This is a genomic window from Oceanisphaera psychrotolerans (assembly GCF_001870485.1).
Lineage (GTDB): Bacteria > Pseudomonadota > Gammaproteobacteria > Enterobacterales > Aeromonadaceae > Oceanimonas > Oceanimonas psychrotolerans.
In genome coordinates, this window is record NZ_MDKE01000069.1 from 104206 (window position 1) to 122000 (window position 17795).

A 17795-nucleotide genomic window follows, 5' to 3' on the forward strand; every position below is an offset into this window, starting at 1 on the left:
GCGTCACAAGGATGTGCTTGAGAAAGTCGGAGGAGCGGGCCCTTTGTCCGATATGAATGGAGCAATCAAAAAACGGGAAGCCTGCGCTTCCCGTTCATCATCGTTTGTTTCGACCATGATTTATTTTGACGGCCCCTTGAGCAGCGCTTCGATGCTGCCCACCGCCCCCAGCACGCTGCTGGCCTCATAAGGCAGAAAGATACGGTCCCCTTCCTTGCCGATTTCCGGCAGCGTCTTCAGGTATTCCAGCCCCAGCAAATAGCCGACCACCAGTTGCGGTTCCAGTTTCTCGTTACCGGCGGCCAGTACCTGATCGATGGCCTGCCGCTGACCTTCGGCCATCAGGATGGCCGCTTCCTTGTTGCCTTCGGCCACCAAGATGCTGGAACGTTTTTCACCTTCAGCCTTGGCGATGGCGGCTTCCCGCTCACCACTGGCGCGCAAAACCAGCGCCCGGCGCTCCCGTTCGGCCGCCATCTGCTTGCGCATCGCGTCTTCGACTTCGGTCGGAATGAGGATGTCCTGTATCTCGACCCGGGTGACCTTGACGCCCCATTTGTTACCCGCTTCGTCCATCACCAGCTGCAGCTTGTCGTTGATTTCCTGACGGGACTCGAACAGCTTGTCCAGCTCCATCTTGCCCATTTCCGAACGCAGCGACGTCTTGGCCAGAATTTCGATCGCCTGAATCAGGTTCTCGGTCTGGTAGACGGCCCGCTCCGGATCGATGACCTGAAAATAAAGGGCGCCGTTGACGGTCACGCTGACGTTGTCGGCGGTGATCACCGATTGACCGGGAAAGTCGAGCACCGTTTCACGCCGGTCGATGCGGGTTTCTTCCTGGACCACGGCGACATTTTCTCCACCGATAGCCTGATAGCGCCGCACCTTGATCGAACGGGGCTTGTCCACGAAGGGAATAATCCAGTTCACGCCCGGAGTCAGGGTCTTGTTATAACTACCGAGGCGCTCGATCACCACCGCTTCCGACTGCTGAATGATCATCAGCCCCTTGATGATCAGCACCAGGATCAATACGGTAAACACCAGTGCTATCACTAACATCGCATCCATAACTTTCCCCTATTCAATCGATAATGGCGGTAATACCATCGAAACGGCGGATGTCGACCCGAGTGCCGGGCGTCAATGTCGCCCCCGAAGCACTGCGAACCAGAAACAAGTCGCCTTCCAGCTTCAGGCGAAACTCACCGGACGCCAGTTGCACAATATCTCCCTGTTGCTGACGGCTCTCTCCGGCCAGAAAGCTGGTCCGGCGCGACGGCGCAAAACGACGAAACAACCGCTTGAGTAACGGAGCCAGCACCGCTGCCGCCAGGGCAAAAACAAACCACTGCCAGGTGAGGCTCATGTCCAGCCAGGCGGCCACCATGGCGGCCAGCGCCGCCAGTCCCAGCGCAAAGGCGAAGAAACCGGTACCCAACAGCTCCAGTAACAACAACAACAAGGCGGCTATCAGCCAGTAATGCCAGGCAAGCAAGGTATGACCTCCCGAAGACAAGACACAAATGAAACAAAGTTACTATAGAGGACGGACGGACAGAAAGGAAACAGGGATGCGATGTGAGGGCTGAGGGGGAAGCGTGAAGGTGAGGAGCGAGGCCGGGCGTATTGATGCTTCCCGCCTCACTCCTCTCCCCTTACTTTCAGCTGTTGACCGGCCTGGCCAGTTTGAACAGCTCGAAGAAGTTGGCGGTGGTCTGCTCGGCAACCCGTTCGACCGATACGCCTTTCAGCTCGGCGATAAACTCCGCCACGGTGCGGGTATAGGCAGGTTCGTTTTCTTCGCCGCGAAAGGGTACCGGAGCCAGCCAGGGCGAGTCGGTTTCCACCAGCAGTCGCTCCAGCGGCAGCGCCTTCACCACGTCCCGCAGGGCCTCGGCACTACGGAAGGTGACGATACCAGAGATGGAGATATAGAACCCCAGCTCGATGGCCGCCTCGGCCATTTCCAGCGATTCGGTAAAACAGTGCAGCACACCGCCAACCTTGTCGGCCCCGCCCCGGCGCAGAATGTTCAGAGTATCTTCCTGGGCATTACGGGTATGGATCACCAAGGGTTTGTTCAGTGCCACCGCCGTTGCCACATGCTGCTCGAACGAGCGCCGCTGCAGCTCGGCGGTTTCCGGCGCATAGAAATAGTCGAGGCCGGTCTCACCGATGGCCACCACCCGGGGATGCGCCGCCAGCTGCTGCAACAGCGCCGGATCATTCTGCTCGTCATCCTGATGCAAGGGATGCACGCCACAGGAGGCGAACACCTGAGGAAAAGGCGTGATCGCCTCCAGCATGGCGGGAAAGGATGACAAGCCGACGCTGATACACATCATGTGATCGACGCCGCGGTTGGCAGCCTTGCGAATGACCTCGGCCATGTCGCGATGTTTTTTTCCGTATTCGAGCTTGTCCAGATGGCAATGGGAATCAACCAGCAAAACCGTCTCCTTTGAATAGAACGTGAAAGGTGAAGCCTGAGGGGCGAGGCGTTAAGGGGGATGGTACTTCCGCCTCACCCCTCACCTTATGTTAATCAACCAGTCGTTGAGCCACTGGCCCAGTTGCAGACCGGCGTTCACCGGCCTGCCGGTTCCGGACTGCAGGGTCTGGCGCAATTGCAGCAGGCGATTTTGCGCCTGATGGAGCCGATCCGGGCCAAGTTGGCTCAGGGTTCGACTCAGGGTTTCGCTGTCGCTCAGGCGCAGTCCGGCCGGGGACAAGCCCAACGCCAGTTGCAGGGCATCCTGCAGCAGCAACTGCAGCCAGAGCAGATGCACCGGCTGCTCCAGCAGGCCACTCTGCACCTCGGTCAGGGTCCGCGGTTGACGAGCCAGTTCGACAAACTGCTGCAGCAAGTCACGACGCCGCTGATCGGTGCCGGCGGTCAGATAATCCCGGGTGTTCAGCGGCGAGCCCTGGTTCACATTCAGGGCCGCCAGGCTGGGCTCCAGCCCCTGACCGGCCAGCCACGGCAAGACGAGGTCCGGCTCGGGCACCGGCAGCAGCCATTGCTGGCAACGACTGCGAATGGTCGGCAGCAACCGTTCGGGATGAGCGCTGATCAGCAACAACGTCGCCTCTCCCGCCGGTTCTTCCAGCGTTTTCAGCAGCGCATTGGCGGCGGCTTCGGTCATCTTTTCCGCCTGTTCGATCACCGCCACCTTGCCATGCCCCAAACGGGCGCTTTCATTGAGAACCTGTATGAGCTGGCGGATGGCATCCACCCCGATGCTGCGCTGACTGCCGGTGATGACATGCAGATCCGGATGATTGCCGGCTTTGATCAGCTGACAGGAATGACAGTGTTCGCAGGGGGCACCCTGTTCGTTTTCTGCCACATTTGCATGTTGGCATAATAAAGCCTTCGCCAGTGCTGCCGCCAACTCACCTTTGCCAATCCCTTCCACGCCTTTCAGCAACAGACCATGTCCCAACTGATCCTGCCGTACCAGGGTCAGCAGTTGCTGCCAGTGGGTCTTTAGCCAGGGATACACAGACGACGCTCCAGACAACTCAGTACTGCGGCCTTTACCTCGGCTTCGCTCCGGCCGGCCTCGATCAGCTCACAATGAGCATCCTGGCGGGCCAGCTCAAGATAACGGGCTCGGGTACGCTCAAAAAAACCAAGCTGCTCCAGCTCGATCCTGTCCAGCTCCCCCCGGGCCCGGGCCCGGTCCAGCCCCTGAGCCGGATCGATATCCAGGTACAGAATGAGATCGGGCTTGAAATCACCCAGTACCGCCTGCTTGATCTGCGTGATCAAGGCGGTATCGATACCCCGGCCACCGCCCTGGTAGGCCTGGGAGGACCAGTCGTGCCGGTCGCCCACCACCCAGGTACCGGCCGCCAGTGCCGGCTCGATACGATTCCTGACCAGCTGCACCCGGGCCGCATACATCAACAGCAACTCGGCTTCCATGGTCAGCGGCTCTTCGTGCACTTCCTTCACCAGGCTACGCATCTTTTCGGCCAAAGGTGTTCCCCCCGGCTCTCTGGTCATCACCACCGGCAGTCCCCGGGCTTCGAGCCAGGCCACCACATGGCGCTGTACCGTGCTCTTGCCCGCGCCCTCGAGTCCTTCAATCACAATAAACTGGCTCATGGGTTACCTATTCAGAATATAACGACGAACGGCGTTGTTGTGTTCGCGCAGTGTCTTGGAAAAATGATGACGGCCCTCGCCCGAGGCCACAAAGTAATAATACTTACTGTCGGCCGGTTGCAACGTGGCCATGATGGCCTCCTTGCTCGGCATGGCAATCGGGGTCGGCGGCAGCCCCTGGATCACATAGGTGTTATAGGGGGTGTGAGTCTGCAAATCCCGCTTGCGGATGTTGCCGTCATAGTCATCCCCCATGCCATAGATCACGGTGGGATCGGTCTGCAACCGCATGCCCCGGCGCAAACGGTTGACAAACACCGAGGCAATCAATGGTCGCTCTTCGGCGATACCGGTTTCCTTTTCGATAATGGACGCCAGGATCAATGCCTCGTAGGGCGTATCGATGGGCAGGTTGTCATCCCGCGATGCCCAGGCATTTTCCAGAAAACGCTCCATCTCCTGATGGGCCCGCTGCAGGATGGAAATATCGGTGTCGCCCGGGGTATAGCTGTAGGTTTCCGGCAACAACAGCCCTTCCAGCTTGCCCGGTTCCAGCCCCAGCCGCTCGGCGAGTCCCGAGGTGTCGGTTTCTGCCAGCTGCACATCGAGATATTCGGCCTCGGCCAAGCGCTGCAGCCAGTCACTCAGCCGCAGCCCTTCCACCAGGGTCACCTGCAACCGATAGACATCACCGTTCACCATGGTCATCAGCGCCTCCCGCAGCCGGGTACCCGGCTCGAATTTGTAGGTGCCCTGACGTACCGCCGCCAGTTCGGGATGAAAACGCAGCCATAATCGACGGTACAACTCGGGTACCGGCTTCTCGCTCAGGCGATTGATCAGACGGAAAGTCGTTTCTCCCCGCGCCACCACAAACAGCGGTTCATCGGAAGGAGCGATTGTCATCTGCTCCAGTTGCTGCCATTGCTGATAGCCGTATGTGGCCAGCCCACCCAGGCTCAGCGCCGCGACCAGCAACACCCGGCCCAACCATTTAGTCTTTCTCTTCATAAGCCCGCTGTAATTCCCTCGCCATGTTAAAGTCGGATGCAAAACATCGCTCGCCGATTGCCGTCACCGGTACCACGCCCATCAGGGCATTGGTCAGCCAGACTTCATCGGCCGCCAGCAACCGGGGTAAATCGGCATCGACCATCGCCAGCCCTGTGCCCAGATAATCAAGACACCAGGCGCGCAAGGTACCGCAAACGCCACCGCTCGACAAATCCGGGGTACAGACCCGATCGCCTTCGCGCCAGAACAGATTGGCGGTCACCGCCTCCATCACCCGCCCCTCGCCGTCGAGTACCACGCCCTCGGGCCAGCCGTTCGCCTCCAGCTCCGCCTTGAGCAGCACCTGCTCCAGACGGTTCACGGTTTTCAACCCCGCCAGCAAGGGACTCAGCCCCAGACGACCGGTGCACACGCCGATGGCGATGCCCTGCTCCCGCCATTGATAGTAATGCGCGGGAAAAGGCGAGCTGTTCAGCACCACTGTGGTGTTCCCGCAACCGGCGATGCCGTAGCCGCGGGCGCCGGGGCCCCGTATCAGGGTGATGCGCAGCACCTGATCGCTGCCATCCAGCGCCGCCTGCGCGTCGGCATAAAGCCGATTCCAGTCCGGCGCCGGCATCTGCAACCGACTGCAGGCATTCGCCAGACGCGCCTGGTGATAGGGCCAGTGGCACAAGCGGCCGGCTCTGGCGTGCAGGGTGCTAAAGTGCGCATCACCCAACTGCCAGCCCCGGCTCAGGGCCGCCGGCGATGCCGCGTCTGCAGTAATGGGGTCTGTGATAATGGTCTGCATGATCACCCAATAAAAAAGCCCGGCGCTAGGGCCGGGCTTGGATTGGCCAAAAGGCCATTATATGCGTTTGAAAATCAATGAGCCATTGGTGCCGCCAAAACCGAAGGAGTTGGACAGGGCATACTCGAACTGACCCTTTTTGGCCTGGTGTGGCACCAGATCCAGATCACACTCATCATCCGGGTTATCCAGGTTGATGGTGGGCGGGGCTATCTGATCACGCAGTGCCAGCACGCTGATAATGGCTTCCACCGCGCCGGCGGCACCCAGCAGGTGACCGGTCATGGATTTGGTGGAGCTGACCATCAGCTTGTGGGCGTGATCGCCGAACACCTGTTTTACGCCGCGCAGCTCGGCCACATCACCCAGCGGGGTCGAGGTGCCGTGTGCGTTGACGTAACCGATAAGCTCGGGCGCGATGTCCGCATCCTTGATGGCATTGGCCATCGACTTGGCTGCACCGCTGCCATCGGCGGGCGGTGCCGTCATGTGATGGGCATCGCCGCTCATGCCGAAACCAACCAGCTCGGCATAGATGGTGGCGCCACGGGCCTTGGCGTGTTCGTACTCTTCGAGCATCATCACGCCGGCACCGTCGCCCAGCACAAAACCATCGCGCTCTTTGTCCCAGGGACGACTCGCCTTTTGCGGCTCGTCATTGCGCGTTGACAATGCACGGGCGGCGGCAAAGCCACCCATCCCCATGGTAGTAGAGGCTTTTTCGGTGCCGCCTGCCAGCATGGCATCGGCGTCACCATAGGCAATCATCCGCGCCGCCAGGCCGATGCTGTGAGTACCGGTGGTGCAGGCGGTGGTTGCAGCAATGTTGGGGCCGCGCAAGCCTCTCATGATCGAAAGATGACCGGACACCATGTTGATGATGGTGGACGGCACAAAAAACGGGCTGAGCTTGCGAGGACCACTGGCCATCAGGTTGGTGTGATTCTGTTCGATCAGTCCCAGACCACCGATCCCGGAGCCAATGGACACACCAACACGGTCGGCATTAGCCTCGGTGATATCAAGGCCGGAATCAGCCATCGCCTGCAAGCCGGCAGCCACCCCGTACTGGATGAACAAATCCATCTTACGGGCTTCTTTCTTGGCGATACCATGAGCTTCGGGATCGAAGTCCTTGATCAGGCCTGCGAATTTGGTGCTGTAATCGGTAGTATCAAAGTGCTCAATGTTACTGATGCCGCTTTGGCCTGCCAACAGGGCTTGCCAACTGGCATCGACCGAGTTACCGACAGGAGAGAGCATACCGAGGCCAGTCACCACGACTCTGCGTTTGGACACAGGAGCGTCTCCGAATGGGGGTTAAAACGGGGAAAGAACCGAAGTGGCGATTGCCACTTCGGTACAGGTTTATTATTCCTGATTGGCGTTGATGTAATCAATCGCAGCTTTAACGGTAGTGATCTTTTCCGCTTCTTCGTCAGGAATCTCGGTGTCGAATTCTTCTTCCAGAGCCATTACCAGCTCAACAGTGTCCAGGGAGTCAGCGCCCAGATCATCAACGAAAGAGGCTTCGGATTTGACTTCGTCTTCCTTCACACCCAGTTGCTCGATAATGATTTTCTTTACGCGTTCTTCGATGTTGCTCATGACCAGTATTTTCCTTTAGAAATACGCAAGTGCGTGTCGTTGCGGTAGTGTATTAAATTAACCGTAGTTTGCAAGACTATTTGAGTCTGGTCTAACCAGAAAAAATGCCAAAAATGCAGCAATTTCCGTCAAACAGCCACTAACTGCGGAGATTTTCATCACACCATGTACATGCCGCCATTTACGTGCAGCGTTTCACCAGTGATATAACCTGCCTCTTCCGACGCCAAAAAGGCCACGGCAGAAGCAATTTCTTTCGGGTCGCCCAAACGTTGTGCCGGAACCTGTGACAAGATAGCGGCTCGTTGTTCTTCATTCAATGCGCGTGTCATATCGGTTTCAATAAATCCGGGTGCCACCACATTAACGGTAATGCCACGAGAAGCCACTTCCCGGCCCAGAGACTTGCTGAAACCAATCAATCCCGCCTTGGCAGCAGCATAGTTGGCCTGACCGGCATTGCCCATGGTACCTACCACGGAGCCGATGGTCACGATGCGACCGTGACGTTTCTTCATCATGGCACGCAGTACCGCCTTGGACAGGCGGAACACCGAGGTCAGGTTGGTATCGAGAATATCCTGCCATTCGTCGTCTTTCATGCGCATCATCAAGTTATCGCGGGTGATGCCGGCATTGTTGACCAGAACATCGATGTCGCCATAACGCTGTTTGATGGTATCAAGCAGCTGATTCATGGACTCGGTATCGGTCACGTTCAGTACCAGACCGGCACCATTGTCGCCCAGATAAGCGCTGATCGCCTCTGCACCCTTTTCGCTGGTGGCGGTACCGATAACGGTCGCCCCACGGCTGGCGAACAGCTCGGCGGTCGCCCGACCGATGCCCCGGCTGGCGCCGGTGACCAGTACCACTTTACCGGAAAAACTCATAATGACTCCTTCGATTGTGCAAAGGGCTGGCAGAGTGCAGCACGCCGACACGCCATAAACCCTCCCTGGGGGCTCGGACATGCCGTTCCTGGCATGTCACGGTCGGCTTAGCTGTCACTCTGCCATCCCTCATCAATTCTGCGTTGTATAGTTAAGCCTGTACTGCCGCCAGTGCCTGCTGCAGGCTGGCGTCATCGTTGACGGCCAGGCCTTCAACCCGCTTGTCGATACGCTTGGCCAGGCCGGACAACACCTTGCCCGGACCCACTTCCAGCGCCAGGGTCACGCCCTGCTCGACCATGGCTTCCACGGTTTCGGTCCAGCGTACCGGACTGTAGAGCTGGCGTACCAGCGCATCCTTGATGGCCGCCGCCGAAGTTTCCATCCTGACGTCCACATTGTTGATCACCGGAACCACCGGCTCGTTGAACGTCATGCCGGCCAGGGTCTGCTCCAGCTGCTCCGCCGCAGGGCGCATCAGCGCACAGTGAGAGGGGACGCTGACCGGCAGCGGCAAGGCACGCTTGGCGCCGCTTGCTTTCATCAGCACATTGGCCCGCTCTACCGCCGCCTTGTTACCGGCGATCACCACCTGTCCGGGTGAATTGAAATTCACCGCCGACACCACTTCCCCCTCTTCTGCCTTGGCGCAGTTGGCGATAATGGTGTCGTTGTCCAGACCGATGATGGCGGACATGGCACCGGTACCCTCGGGTACGGCTTCCTGCATCAGCTGACCACGCAGCTCGACCAGCTTGACGCCGTCGGCCAGGCTCAGCACACCGGCACAGACCAGCGCCGAGTATTCGCCCAGGCTGTGTCCGGCCATCACCGCAGGCGCAGCGCCACCCTGTTGCTGCCACAGGCGCCACAGGGCAACCGAGGCGGTCAGCAGGGCGGGTTGAGTACGCCAGGTCTTGTTCAGCTCTTCGGCCGGACCATTGAGCACCAGTTCGGCCAGGTCGTAACCCAGCGCGGAGGACGCCTCGGCAAAGGCCTGTTTCACAATATCATGCTCGGTCAGCACGCCCGCAAGCATGCCCACCGCCTGAGATCCCTGTCCGGGAAAGGTAATGGCAAATGTCATTGTTTGTCCTTGTTTAAAAACGTATCAGTCTTTAAAAACGAAACTGTCTTCAGAAGCGAACCAGGGCCGAGCCCCAGGCGAAACCGCCACCGAAGGCCTCCAGCAGCACCAGCTGACCGCGCTGAATGCGCCCGTCACGAACGCCTTCGTCGAGGGCGATGGGCACGCTGGCCGCCGAGGTGTTGCCGTGCCGGTCCAGCGTCAGGATCACCCGTTCCATTGGCATATTCAGCTTGCGCGCGGTGGCATTGATAATACGGTAATTTGCCTGGTGCGGCACCAGCCAGTCCAGTTCGGACTTGTCGATACCATTGGCGTCCAGTGTCTGGGTCACGATTTCACTCAGGCGCGAAACCGCCACCTTGAACACCTCGTTCCCCTTCATGCTCATGTAGGCATCCATCTCGCCACCGCTGACTCCGCGCTGACGCTGGGGCAGCTTGAGCAGCTCGCCGTAACGGCCGTCGGCATGCAGATGGGTGGACAGAATGCCCGGCTGCTCGCTGGCCCCCAGTACCACGGCACCGGCACCGTCACCGAAGAGGATGATGGTGGATCTGTCGCCCGGTTCGCACATGCGTGACAGCGCGTCGGCGCCAATCACCAGCACATGGCGGGCCTGGCCGCCGCGGATAAACTGATCCGCCACGCTCAGCGCGTAGCTGAAACCCGCACAGGCGGCGGCGATATCGAACGCCGGGATCCCGGGCACATCGAGCATGGCCTGTACTTCACAGGCGGCGGCCGGAAAGGCGTTATCGCCACTGGTGGTAGCCAGTACTATCATGTCCAGCTGCTGCGCGTCGATACCGGCAGCTTCCAGCGCACGCAGGGCGGCGCCATAAGACATGGTGGCGACGGTTTCTCCCGCCCCGGCGATACGGCGCTCCCGGATACCGGTACGCTCGACAATCCAGTCATTGCTGGTTTCTACCATTTGTTCCAGGTCGGCATTGGTACGTACCGCTTCAGGCAGGTAGCTGCCAGTTCCCAATATTCTACTGTTCATAGGCGTTATCTTGCGTGACTGTCCCGTGGGGCAGTGTCAAAACGATGCGCGATGCTCGCGGGCAGGTCATGTTCAATTTCGGAAACGGCCTGCAAGATCGCATTTAAGAAGGCAGGTGAGCCGGCACTCCCGTGGCTTTTGACCACACTGGCGCGCAATCCTATCAGACTTGCGCCGTTATACTGGTCGGGGTTCAGATGGGAAAGCCGTTTTTTTAACCAAAAAGTCAGTATTTTACTTAAAAAACCACGTTGCTGCCGTTGTCCGAGCAACAATCGCGCTACCCCTTCACTGGTTTTCAGCGCCACATTGCCGACGAAACCATCACAGACGACCACATCGGCCTGGCCGGAGAACAGATCGTCCCCCTCGATATAACCACTGTAGTGTAACGCGTCCACCTGTTGTAAACGCAGCCCGGCTTCACGTACTGCCTCATTGCCCTTGTTGGCTTCGGCGCCGACATTGAGCAGGGCGATACGAGGATGGCTGATATTCAGGATATGTCGTGCCGCCTGCTCACCCATCAGGGCAAACTGGACCAGTTGCTCGGCCCCGCAGTTGAGATTGGCCCCCACATCCAGCAGCAGTGCATGGCCCCCACCGGTCTGCGGCAATCGGGTGATCAGGGCGGGCCTGTCCACTCCGGGCAAGGTACTGAGCGTTTTCATTGCCATCGCCATCAGCGCACCGGTATTACCGGCACTGACGCAGGCACGGGCCTGACCGGATGCCAGGGCATCCAGCGCTCGCCGCATGGAGGAATCGGTCAGATGACGCAGAGCATAAGCTGCTTTATGTTCATTACCCACCTGCTGGCTGCAAAACTGTACCCGTACTCGGGTATGGGATGCTAGCCGAAAGCGGCGTAACCAGGGGGACAGCTCAGTTTGTGAACCAAACAGAACCAGATTGAGCTCAGGCAGAAGCGACAGTGCCTGCACGGCGGCAGGCACTGTAACGGGAGGGCCATAATCGCCCCCCATCATATCTAACGCAACGGTCAGCTGCGACAAAAGGCAACCCTTACTTGGCGATTACCTTTTTACCACGGTAGAAGCCATCGGCAGTCACGTGGTGACGACGATGAAGTTCACCGGTGGTTTGGTCCACAGACAGAGCAGCAGTGCTCAGTGCATCGTGTGAACGACGCATGCCACGTCTGGAACGGGTTTTACGGTTCTGTTGTACGGCCATTTGACCTCACTCCTAAATCAGTTATTTACGTTTCAACTCTTCCAGAATCGCAAAAGGATTCGGACGCTCATCGGTGGTGGGAATATCACCAAAGCTCAGATCGTACCGGCCTTCGGCACAGTGCTCATTTTCATGAGTCGGCACCAGTGGCAGGTTGAGGATGATTTCATCCTCTACGAGCTGAACCAGATTGATTTCGCCTACTTCATCCACTTCAACAGTGTCGTAGTCTTCCGGCAACTCAGGCACCTCTGCGTCTGGACGCAGCGGTGTGTATGTAAACTCGGACTCTATAGTGGTATCAAACAGCTCATTGCATCTTTGGCACTGGAGCGACACTTGTGCACGGGCCTGGCCCGACATCACGCGTAGCCCCTGGGCATCTGTACCAAAGCTCAGAGAAACGTCAATATCACCATGGATACCTTGGGTTGACTCCGCCAGTCTGGGCATCAGAGCTGCGACGTAGGCGCCTTGATAATCGAGGCGTTTCTGCGCGCAGCGAGCGGGTTCAACCTTAATGGGCAACTTTACCTTTTCCATAAGGCGCGCATATTATAGCGACAGGTCACTGGAGTCAAAGGGAAAAGTGCTCCGGCGTACAATAACGGCCCCGTTGTCTGAACCACCACGGGTCCTTTCCACCGTCACCGGCAAGACGTCATCGGTCTGAGGGCTTACAATGGCGCACCTTTATTATTATTGACACAGAGCGACCCGACCATGGCCGAACTCATTCTCGCCTCCTCTTCCCCTTATCGCCAACAGCTGTTGCACAAGCTGGGGCTGCGCTTTCGGAGCATCAGCCCCGACATCGACGAAACGCCCCTGCCCGGCGAGCCGCGCCGGCACTGGTGTTACGCCTGGCAGAACAGAAGGCCCGTGCGGTAGCCTCAGTCTGCTCCCGTGGATTGATCATTGGTTCGGATCAGGTCTGCGTCAACCAAGAACGCATCCTCGGCAAGCCCGTCAGCCGGGAGCGCGCCCGGGACCAGCTGTTGGCCGCCAGTGGCCGGCGCCTCACCTTTTATACCGGTCTGACGGTACTCGACGCGGCCAGTGGCACCCAGCACTCGCTGGTGGAGCCTTTCTCGGTGGTGTTTCGTCCCTTGAGCGAGGCACAAATCGAACGCTACCTGGACAAGGAGCCGGCGCTGGACTGTGCCGGTGCCTTTAAATGCGAGGGACTCGGCATCAGCCTGTTTGAACGGATGGAAGGACGAGACCCCAACAGCCTGGTCGGACTGCCGCTGATCGCCCTGGTGGAGCTGTTGAGCCGCTTCGGGGTAGAAGTCCCTTGAAAATACAGCGGTAACCTAAGCGTTAAGCTGGAACCAGCCCGAGCCACTCGCGGGTTTGTTTGCCCATGCCCGTCTGGTGTATGGGAACGACAATAAAATATCGGACGAAGCGCTTTTGTAGGCCCCGTTTCAACGGACAATCCCATTCTCTATGGCAGGATCGCCCGAATGAATTCGGGCCTACAAAAACATCAGGTATAGGTAAACTGAAGCCAACTGCTGTTAGTCTCCAGTCCCTACTCCCCAATCACCGTTGTTTTACAGCCAGTTCGGAAGCTGGCGGATATCATCGATCAGCGTTAACGGAGTATGTTGGCATAACTTGGTGCTATCATGGACACCATAGGTGACACCTATTCTGTCCATGCCAATGGCTTCGGCCATCGCCAGATCGTAACTCGAGTCCCCCACCATCACCGCCTCTGCCGGGTCGAGTTTCAGCTCGTCCAGGATCTGTTCCAGCATCAACGGATGCGGCTTGGACTGCGCCTGATCCGCTCCGCGCAAGGCATGGAAGTAGTCGCCGAGCCGGGTTTCTGCCAGCACCCGATCCAACCCTACCCGCTGCTTGCCGGTGGCCACTGCCAGCCGGTAGCCATTGCCATGCAGACCCTTGATGGTATCGGCGGCACCGGCAAACAAGGGAGACGGCGTTTCGTTCAGCTCGAGATAATGACGACGATATGCCGCAAACATGGCCGCTTCTTCCTCTGCGGTCAGAGAACCGAACAACAGTGGAAAGGCCTTGTGCAGACTGAGGCCGATAATGTCGCGCACCGCCTCCGCCGTGGGAACCCGCAAGGCACAGTCCAGAGCAGCCCCCTGCATGGAAGACACGATGCGTGCCACCGAGTCCATCAGGGTGCCATCCCAGTCGAAAATCACCAGTTGATATTTCATGATTGCGCCATCCGTGTCAGCAGCTTTTTCAGCGCCGGCTCCAGGGGAGCTTCCAGTACCATGTTCTGCTCTTGCCCCGGGTGGAAGAAGCGGATCCGACAGGCATGCAAAAACAGCCGTTTCAGGCCCATGCCCTGCATTTTTTCATCAAACTGCTGATCACCGTATTTATTATCGCCCGCAATGGGATGCCCCGCATGCAGGGTATGCACCCGGATCTGATGGGTACGTCCGGTCACCGGGCTGCATTCCACCAGCGTCGCCTGGGCAAACTTCTGCACAATGCGAAAACGGGTTTCGGAAGGTTTGCCTTCCTTATCTACCCGCACCACTCGCTCACCCGAAGACAGCTCGTTCTTCTTAAGCGGTGCGTTCACCACCTTCTGGTGCGGCTGCCACTGGCCGCGCACCAGTGCCAGATAATGCTTGTCCATGGTTTTTTCACGCAGTTGCTCGTGCAGGCTGCGCAACATGCTGCGCTTCTTCGCCACCAGCAGAATACCGGAGGTATCCCGATCCAGACGATGCACCAGTTCCAGAAACCGCGCTTCGGGCCTCAGTGCCCGCAGGCCCTCGATCACGCCAAAACTCAGGCCACTGCCACCGTGCACCGCGATGCCCGACGGCTTGTTCAGTACGATCAACGCATCATCTTCATAGAGGATGGCGTTGTCGAGCGCCTGTACCTGGTTCAGTTTGGCCGAAGGCAGGCTGTCATCCCGCTCCGCTACCCGCACCGGTGGCACCCGGATCACATCGCCGGCCAGCAGTTTGTATTCCGGTTTTATACGCTTCTTGTTAACCCTTACCTCGCCTTTGCGCAGAATTCGATAAATCAGGCTTTTGGGAACGCCTTTGAGCTGAGTCCGTAAAAAATTGTCGATGCGCTGCCCTTCATGCTCAGCCTCTATGGTGAGCAGACGCACTGTGTGTTGTTCTTGTTTCATGGCCGCCATTCTAACATCAGCCGCTCCCCTTTTGCTGTAAAAAAGGCGTCTTGCTAAGGTTGTAGTTAAAGTGTGATAATGACTCCGTTTTTCGTGCTTTCCGGGATCGGTGAGCACAGCCTGAACACCCTTGGTTTTCCGTCTTGTTCGCGACCTTTGGGCTCCCCCTTAACGTGAAAGACACCTGAATATGCGCCTCATGCGTACCCAGCCGGGAGGCTGTATCCCTTACGCTCACAGACTCGAGGCCGGTGTCCGTCGGAATAACACGGCCGAACCAGGGAATACCAACACTGTAGAAACAGTTAAATACTTAAAATAAAGAGTACTCAATGAAAAGAATGTTAATCAACGCAACCCAAGAAGAGGAGTTGCGTGTCGCCCTGGTGGATGGGCAGAAACTTTACGACCTGGATATTGAAAGCCCGGGTCACGAACAAAAGAAAGCCAACATCTATAAAGGCAAGATCACTCGGGTAGAACCCAGCCTGGAAGCCGCTTTCGTCGACTACGGTGCCGACCGCCACGGTTTTCTCCCCCTCAAGGAAATTGCCCGCAACTACTTCCCCGCCGGTTACAGCTATCAGGGCCGCCCCAATATCAAGGAGGTCATCAAGGAAGGTCAGGAAGTCATCGTTCAGATCGACAAGGAAGAGCGTGGCAACAAGGGTGCCGCCCTCACTACCTTCATCAGCCTGGCCGGCTCCTATCTGGTACTGATGCCGAACAACCCCCGCGCCGGTGGTATCTCCCGCCGTATCGAAGGTGACGAACGTACCGAACTCAAGGAAGCCCTGGCGCATCTCAAGCTGCCCGACGGCATGGGTCTGATCGTGCGTACCGCCGGTGTCGGCAAGTCCGGCGAAGAGCTGGAGTGGGATTTGCACGTACTGCAGACTCACTGGTCCGCCATCCAGGAAGCCGCCGAAGGTGGTAACGCTCCTTTCCTGATCCATCAGGAGAGCAACGTCATCGTACGCGCCATCCGCGACTACCTGCGTCGTGATATCGGCGAAATCCTGATCGACAACCCGGTGATTTTCGAGCGTGCCAAGCAGCATATCGAGCTGGTTCGCCCCGACTTCGTCAACCGCGTCAAGCTGTACGAGGGCGAAGTGCCCATGTTCAGCCACTACCAGATTGAAAGCCAGATCGAGTCGGCCTTTCAGCGGGAAGTACGCCTGCCCTCCGGCGGCAGCATCGTTATCGACCCGACCGAAGCACTGACCAGCATCGACATCAACTCCTCCCGAGCCACCAAAGGCGGCGATATCGAGGAAACCGCACTGCAGACCAACCTGGAAGCGGCCGAAGAGATCGCCCGTCAGTTGCGCCTGCGCGACCTGGGTGGCCTGGTGGTGATCGACTTTATCGACATGACCCCGGTACGTCACCAGCGCGAGGTGGAAAACCGCCTGCGCGACGCGGTGCGCCAGGACAGAGCCCGCATTCAGCTCGGTCGTATCTCTCGCTTCGGCCTGCTGGAAATGTCCCGTCAGCGTCTGCGTCCTTCTCTCGGCGAGTCCAGCACCCATGTGTGTCCTCGCTGCCTGGGCCAGGGTACCATCCGCGACAACGAGTCGTTGGCTCTGGCCATACTGCGCCTGATCGAAGAAGAAGCACTCAAGGACAACACCGGGCAGATCCATGCCCAGGTGCCGGTCGACGTCGCCGCCTATCTGCTCAACGAAAAGCGCAAGTCCATCGCCAGACTGGAAAATCGCTACAAGGTAACGATTTACATCATCCCCAACGAGCAGCTTGAAACGCCGCACTTTGACGTGGCGCGTGTTCGCACCAGCGAAGTGGAAGAGGTCACCAGCTTCGATCTCAAAACCACGGTGGAGAAACCCGCCTACAGCCCCCGCCAGAGCCAGGCCGCCCCTAAAATCGAGCAGCCGGCACTGCAAGGCTTTACCGCGCCGGCACCCGCTCCTGCACCGACGCCCGTGGCAGCCAAGGCCGAACCCACCACGCCGGTTGCCGCCGAACCCGGCCTGTTGAGCCGCATGTTCTGTGCCTTGGCCAGCTGGTTCAAGGGCTCTGCCGAACCCAAGCAAGCGGCCGAGCCAGTCAAGGCTCCGGTTGAAAAACCGGTTCGCCAGGCACGCAACAACGAGCGCAATAACGATCGTAGCAGCGACCGCAACAATGAACGCCGTGAACGTGGTGATCGTCGCAATACGCGCAACAACCGCAGACCGCGGGATGAGGAGCGCGGCAACAAAGCCGCCCCGGCGGCGACAGAGACCCAGTCACAACCTCAAAACGAGGCCAAGACCGACAGACCGCGTCGTGAGCGTCGTAAGCCACGCCGCGAGCAGCCGCAACAGCAACAGGCGCCACAAAAAGAAACGGCCGCCGTTGAGCAGGCTCCCACCCCGGCTCCTCAGCCACAGCAGGCCCAGCCTGCCCAGGTAACCGAGCAGAAAGAACAGATGGTTGCCGAGCGCCGTCAGCGCCGTCAGATGCGCAAGAAGGTCCGACTCGACAGCGAAGGCCGTCCGACCGAAGTCTCCGCCGAGCAGGCAGAGCGCCCGGCACAACGTCAACCCAAGGCGCAGGAGCCCGTTACCGAGCAGAGCGTGGCCGACAAGCCAGCCTCGCATCATCAGCGTAGCGGTGGCATGCCCAAGCGCAAGCGCATCAATGAAGACAGCCGCCGTCAGCGTCGTCAGGACAGCATTGCTGCCTTGATCGCCGCTCAGGGTGAAGAAAAGTGGGTTGCCTCGGAAACGGCTGAAATCGACGCCACGGCTGCCGAGCCCAAGGTTGAAGCCGTTGAGCCGAAAGTTGAAGCCGCCACGCCCAAAGCCGAAGCTGTAGCGCCCAAGGTTGAAGCCGCTGACGCCCAAGGTTGAAGCCGTCGAGCCCAAGGTTGAAGCCGTTGAGCCCAAGGGCCGAAGCCGCCGAGCCCAAGGTTGAA

The 17795-nt window shown here is 58.7% G+C and carries 18 protein-coding genes and 1 pseudogene; 2 read left to right on the forward strand and 17 right to left on the reverse strand.

Features of this window, described 5'->3' with window-relative positions; genetic code table 11:
- Positions 1–120: 120 nt before the first annotated feature.
- The 15 genes from BFR47_RS16740 to yceD all read right to left on the reverse strand — a co-directional run bounded on the left by BFR47_RS16740 (position 121) and on the right by yceD (position 12264).
- Positions 121–1074: an SPFH domain-containing protein gene (locus BFR47_RS16740; RefSeq protein ID WP_071474122.1), complete on the reverse strand. Its 954-nt coding sequence runs from the start codon at positions 1072–1074 to the stop codon at positions 121–123.
- 13 nt (positions 1075–1087) lie between these two features.
- Positions 1088–1501, reverse strand: a complete 414-nt coding sequence (locus BFR47_RS16745) for an NfeD family protein (RefSeq protein ID WP_071474123.1) — start codon at positions 1499–1501, stop codon at positions 1088–1090.
- 166 nt (positions 1502–1667) lie between these two features.
- Positions 1668–2456, reverse strand: a complete 789-nt coding sequence (locus BFR47_RS16750) for a TatD family hydrolase (protein ID WP_071474124.1) — start codon at positions 2454–2456, stop codon at positions 1668–1670.
- A gap of 81 nt (positions 2457–2537) precedes the next feature.
- Positions 2538–3512 carry a DNA polymerase III subunit delta' gene (gene holB / locus BFR47_RS16755; RefSeq protein WP_071474125.1) on the reverse strand — a complete coding sequence of 325 codons (975 nt, stop codon included), beginning with the start codon at positions 3510–3512 and terminating at the stop codon, positions 2538–2540.
- A complete protein-coding gene (tmk, locus tag BFR47_RS16760; RefSeq protein WP_071474126.1) occupies positions 3497–4120 on the reverse strand; it encodes a dTMP kinase in 624 nt (207 codons plus the stop codon). The genes holB and tmk overlap by 16 nt, the downstream gene beginning before the upstream one ends.
- 3 nt (positions 4121–4123) lie before the next feature.
- Positions 4124–5131, reverse strand: coding sequence for an endolytic transglycosylase MltG (gene mltG, locus BFR47_RS16765; protein ID WP_071474127.1), 1008 nt, complete (start codon positions 5129–5131; stop codon positions 4124–4126).
- On the reverse strand, positions 5115–5927 hold the full coding sequence (gene pabC, locus BFR47_RS16770; protein ID WP_071474128.1) for an aminodeoxychorismate lyase: 813 nt from the start codon (positions 5925–5927) through the stop codon (positions 5115–5117). Before pabC ends, mltG begins: the two co-directional genes overlap by 17 nt.
- 57 nt (positions 5928–5984) lie before the next feature.
- Positions 5985–7226, reverse strand: a complete 1242-nt coding sequence (gene fabF / locus BFR47_RS16775; protein ID WP_071474129.1) for a beta-ketoacyl-ACP synthase II — start codon at positions 7224–7226, stop codon at positions 5985–5987.
- Between the two features lie 72 nt (positions 7227–7298).
- Positions 7299–7535, reverse strand: coding sequence for an acyl carrier protein (gene acpP / locus BFR47_RS16780; RefSeq protein ID WP_071474130.1), 237 nt, complete (start codon positions 7533–7535; stop codon positions 7299–7301).
- Positions 7536–7693: 158 nt separating this feature from the next.
- The gene (gene fabG, locus BFR47_RS16785; RefSeq protein WP_071474131.1) at positions 7694–8428 is read right to left on the reverse strand and encodes a 3-oxoacyl-ACP reductase FabG; all 735 of its coding nucleotides are present in this window, start codon (positions 8426–8428) and stop codon (positions 7694–7696) included.
- A 151-nt stretch (positions 8429–8579) separates the two neighbouring features.
- Positions 8580–9515: an ACP S-malonyltransferase gene (gene fabD, locus BFR47_RS16790; RefSeq protein ID WP_071474132.1), complete on the reverse strand. Its 936-nt coding sequence runs from the start codon at positions 9513–9515 to the stop codon at positions 8580–8582.
- 49 nt (positions 9516–9564) lie between these two features.
- The gene (locus BFR47_RS16795; RefSeq protein WP_071474133.1) at positions 9565–10524 is read right to left on the reverse strand and encodes a beta-ketoacyl-ACP synthase III; all 960 of its coding nucleotides are present in this window, start codon (positions 10522–10524) and stop codon (positions 9565–9567) included.
- 5 nt (positions 10525–10529) lie between these two features.
- The gene (gene plsX / locus BFR47_RS16800; protein WP_071474134.1) at positions 10530–11540 is read right to left on the reverse strand and encodes a phosphate acyltransferase PlsX; all 1011 of its coding nucleotides are present in this window, start codon (positions 11538–11540) and stop codon (positions 10530–10532) included.
- Between the two features lie 10 nt (positions 11541–11550).
- Complete coding sequence (gene rpmF, locus BFR47_RS16805; protein WP_071474135.1) at positions 11551–11721, reverse strand: 50S ribosomal protein L32; 171 nt, start codon at positions 11719–11721, stop codon at positions 11551–11553.
- Positions 11722–11742: 21 nt separating this feature from the next.
- A complete protein-coding gene (gene yceD / locus BFR47_RS16810) occupies positions 11743–12264 on the reverse strand; it encodes a 23S rRNA accumulation protein YceD (RefSeq protein ID WP_071474136.1) in 522 nt (173 codons plus the stop codon).
- A gap of 180 nt (positions 12265–12444) precedes the next feature.
- Here yceD and BFR47_RS16815 point away from each other — a divergent pair.
- Positions 12445–13022: pseudogene (locus tag BFR47_RS16815) on the forward strand (Maf family protein).
- Positions 13023–13280: 258 nt separating this feature from the next.
- Here BFR47_RS16815 and BFR47_RS16820 read toward each other — a convergent pair.
- Both BFR47_RS16820 and rluC read right to left on the reverse strand, forming a co-directional pair.
- The gene (locus BFR47_RS16820) at positions 13281–13925 is read right to left on the reverse strand and encodes an HAD family hydrolase (RefSeq protein ID WP_071474137.1); all 645 of its coding nucleotides are present in this window, start codon (positions 13923–13925) and stop codon (positions 13281–13283) included.
- Positions 13919–14869 carry a 23S rRNA pseudouridine(955/2504/2580) synthase RluC gene (gene rluC / locus BFR47_RS16825; RefSeq protein WP_071474146.1) on the reverse strand — a complete coding sequence of 317 codons (951 nt, stop codon included), beginning with the start codon at positions 14867–14869 and terminating at the stop codon, positions 13919–13921. The genes BFR47_RS16820 and rluC overlap by 7 nt, the downstream gene beginning before the upstream one ends.
- Positions 14870–15201: 332 nt before the next feature.
- Between rluC and rne the strand changes: the two genes are divergently transcribed.
- A complete protein-coding gene (rne, locus tag BFR47_RS16830) occupies positions 15202–17730 on the forward strand; it encodes a ribonuclease E (protein ID WP_425434027.1) in 2529 nt (842 codons plus the stop codon).
- Positions 17731–17795: the final 65 nt, after the last annotated feature.

Excerpts from the sequence above, each read along its gene's own strand:
- BFR47_RS16740 (WP_071474122.1), bottom strand. The coding sequence starts at position 1,074 with ATGGATGCGATGTTAGTGATAGCACTGGTGTTTACCGTATTGATCCTG.
- tmk (WP_071474126.1), bottom strand. The coding sequence starts at position 4,120 with ATGAGCCAGTTTATTGTGATTGAAGGACTCGAGGGCGCGGGCAAGAGC.
- mltG (WP_071474127.1), bottom strand. The coding sequence starts at position 5,131 with ATGAAGAGAAAGACTAAATGGTTGGGCCGGGTGTTGCTGGTCGCGGCG.
- pabC (WP_071474128.1), bottom strand. The coding sequence starts at position 5,927 with ATGCAGACCATTATCACAGACCCCATTACTGCAGACGCGGCATCGCCG.
- acpP (WP_071474130.1), bottom strand. The coding sequence starts at position 7,535 with ATGAGCAACATCGAAGAACGCGTAAAGAAAATCATTATCGAGCAACTG.
- fabG (WP_071474131.1), bottom strand. The coding sequence starts at position 8,428 with ATGAGTTTTTCCGGTAAAGTGGTACTGGTCACCGGCGCCAGCCGGGGC.
- fabD (WP_071474132.1), bottom strand. The coding sequence starts at position 9,515 with ATGACATTTGCCATTACCTTTCCCGGACAGGGATCTCAGGCGGTGGGC.
- BFR47_RS16795 (WP_071474133.1), bottom strand. The coding sequence starts at position 10,524 with ATGAACAGTAGAATATTGGGAACTGGCAGCTACCTGCCTGAAGCGGTA.
- rpmF (WP_071474135.1), bottom strand. The coding sequence starts at position 11,721 with ATGGCCGTACAACAGAACCGTAAAACCCGTTCCAGACGTGGCATGCGT.
- yceD (WP_071474136.1), bottom strand. The coding sequence starts at position 12,264 with ATGGAAAAGGTAAAGTTGCCCATTAAGGTTGAACCCGCTCGCTGCGCG.
- rluC (WP_071474146.1), bottom strand. The coding sequence starts at position 14,869 with ATGAAACAAGAACAACACACAGTGCGTCTGCTCACCATAGAGGCTGAG.
- rne (WP_425434027.1), top strand. The coding sequence starts at position 15,202 with ATGAAAAGAATGTTAATCAACGCAACCCAAGAAGAGGAGTTGCGTGTC.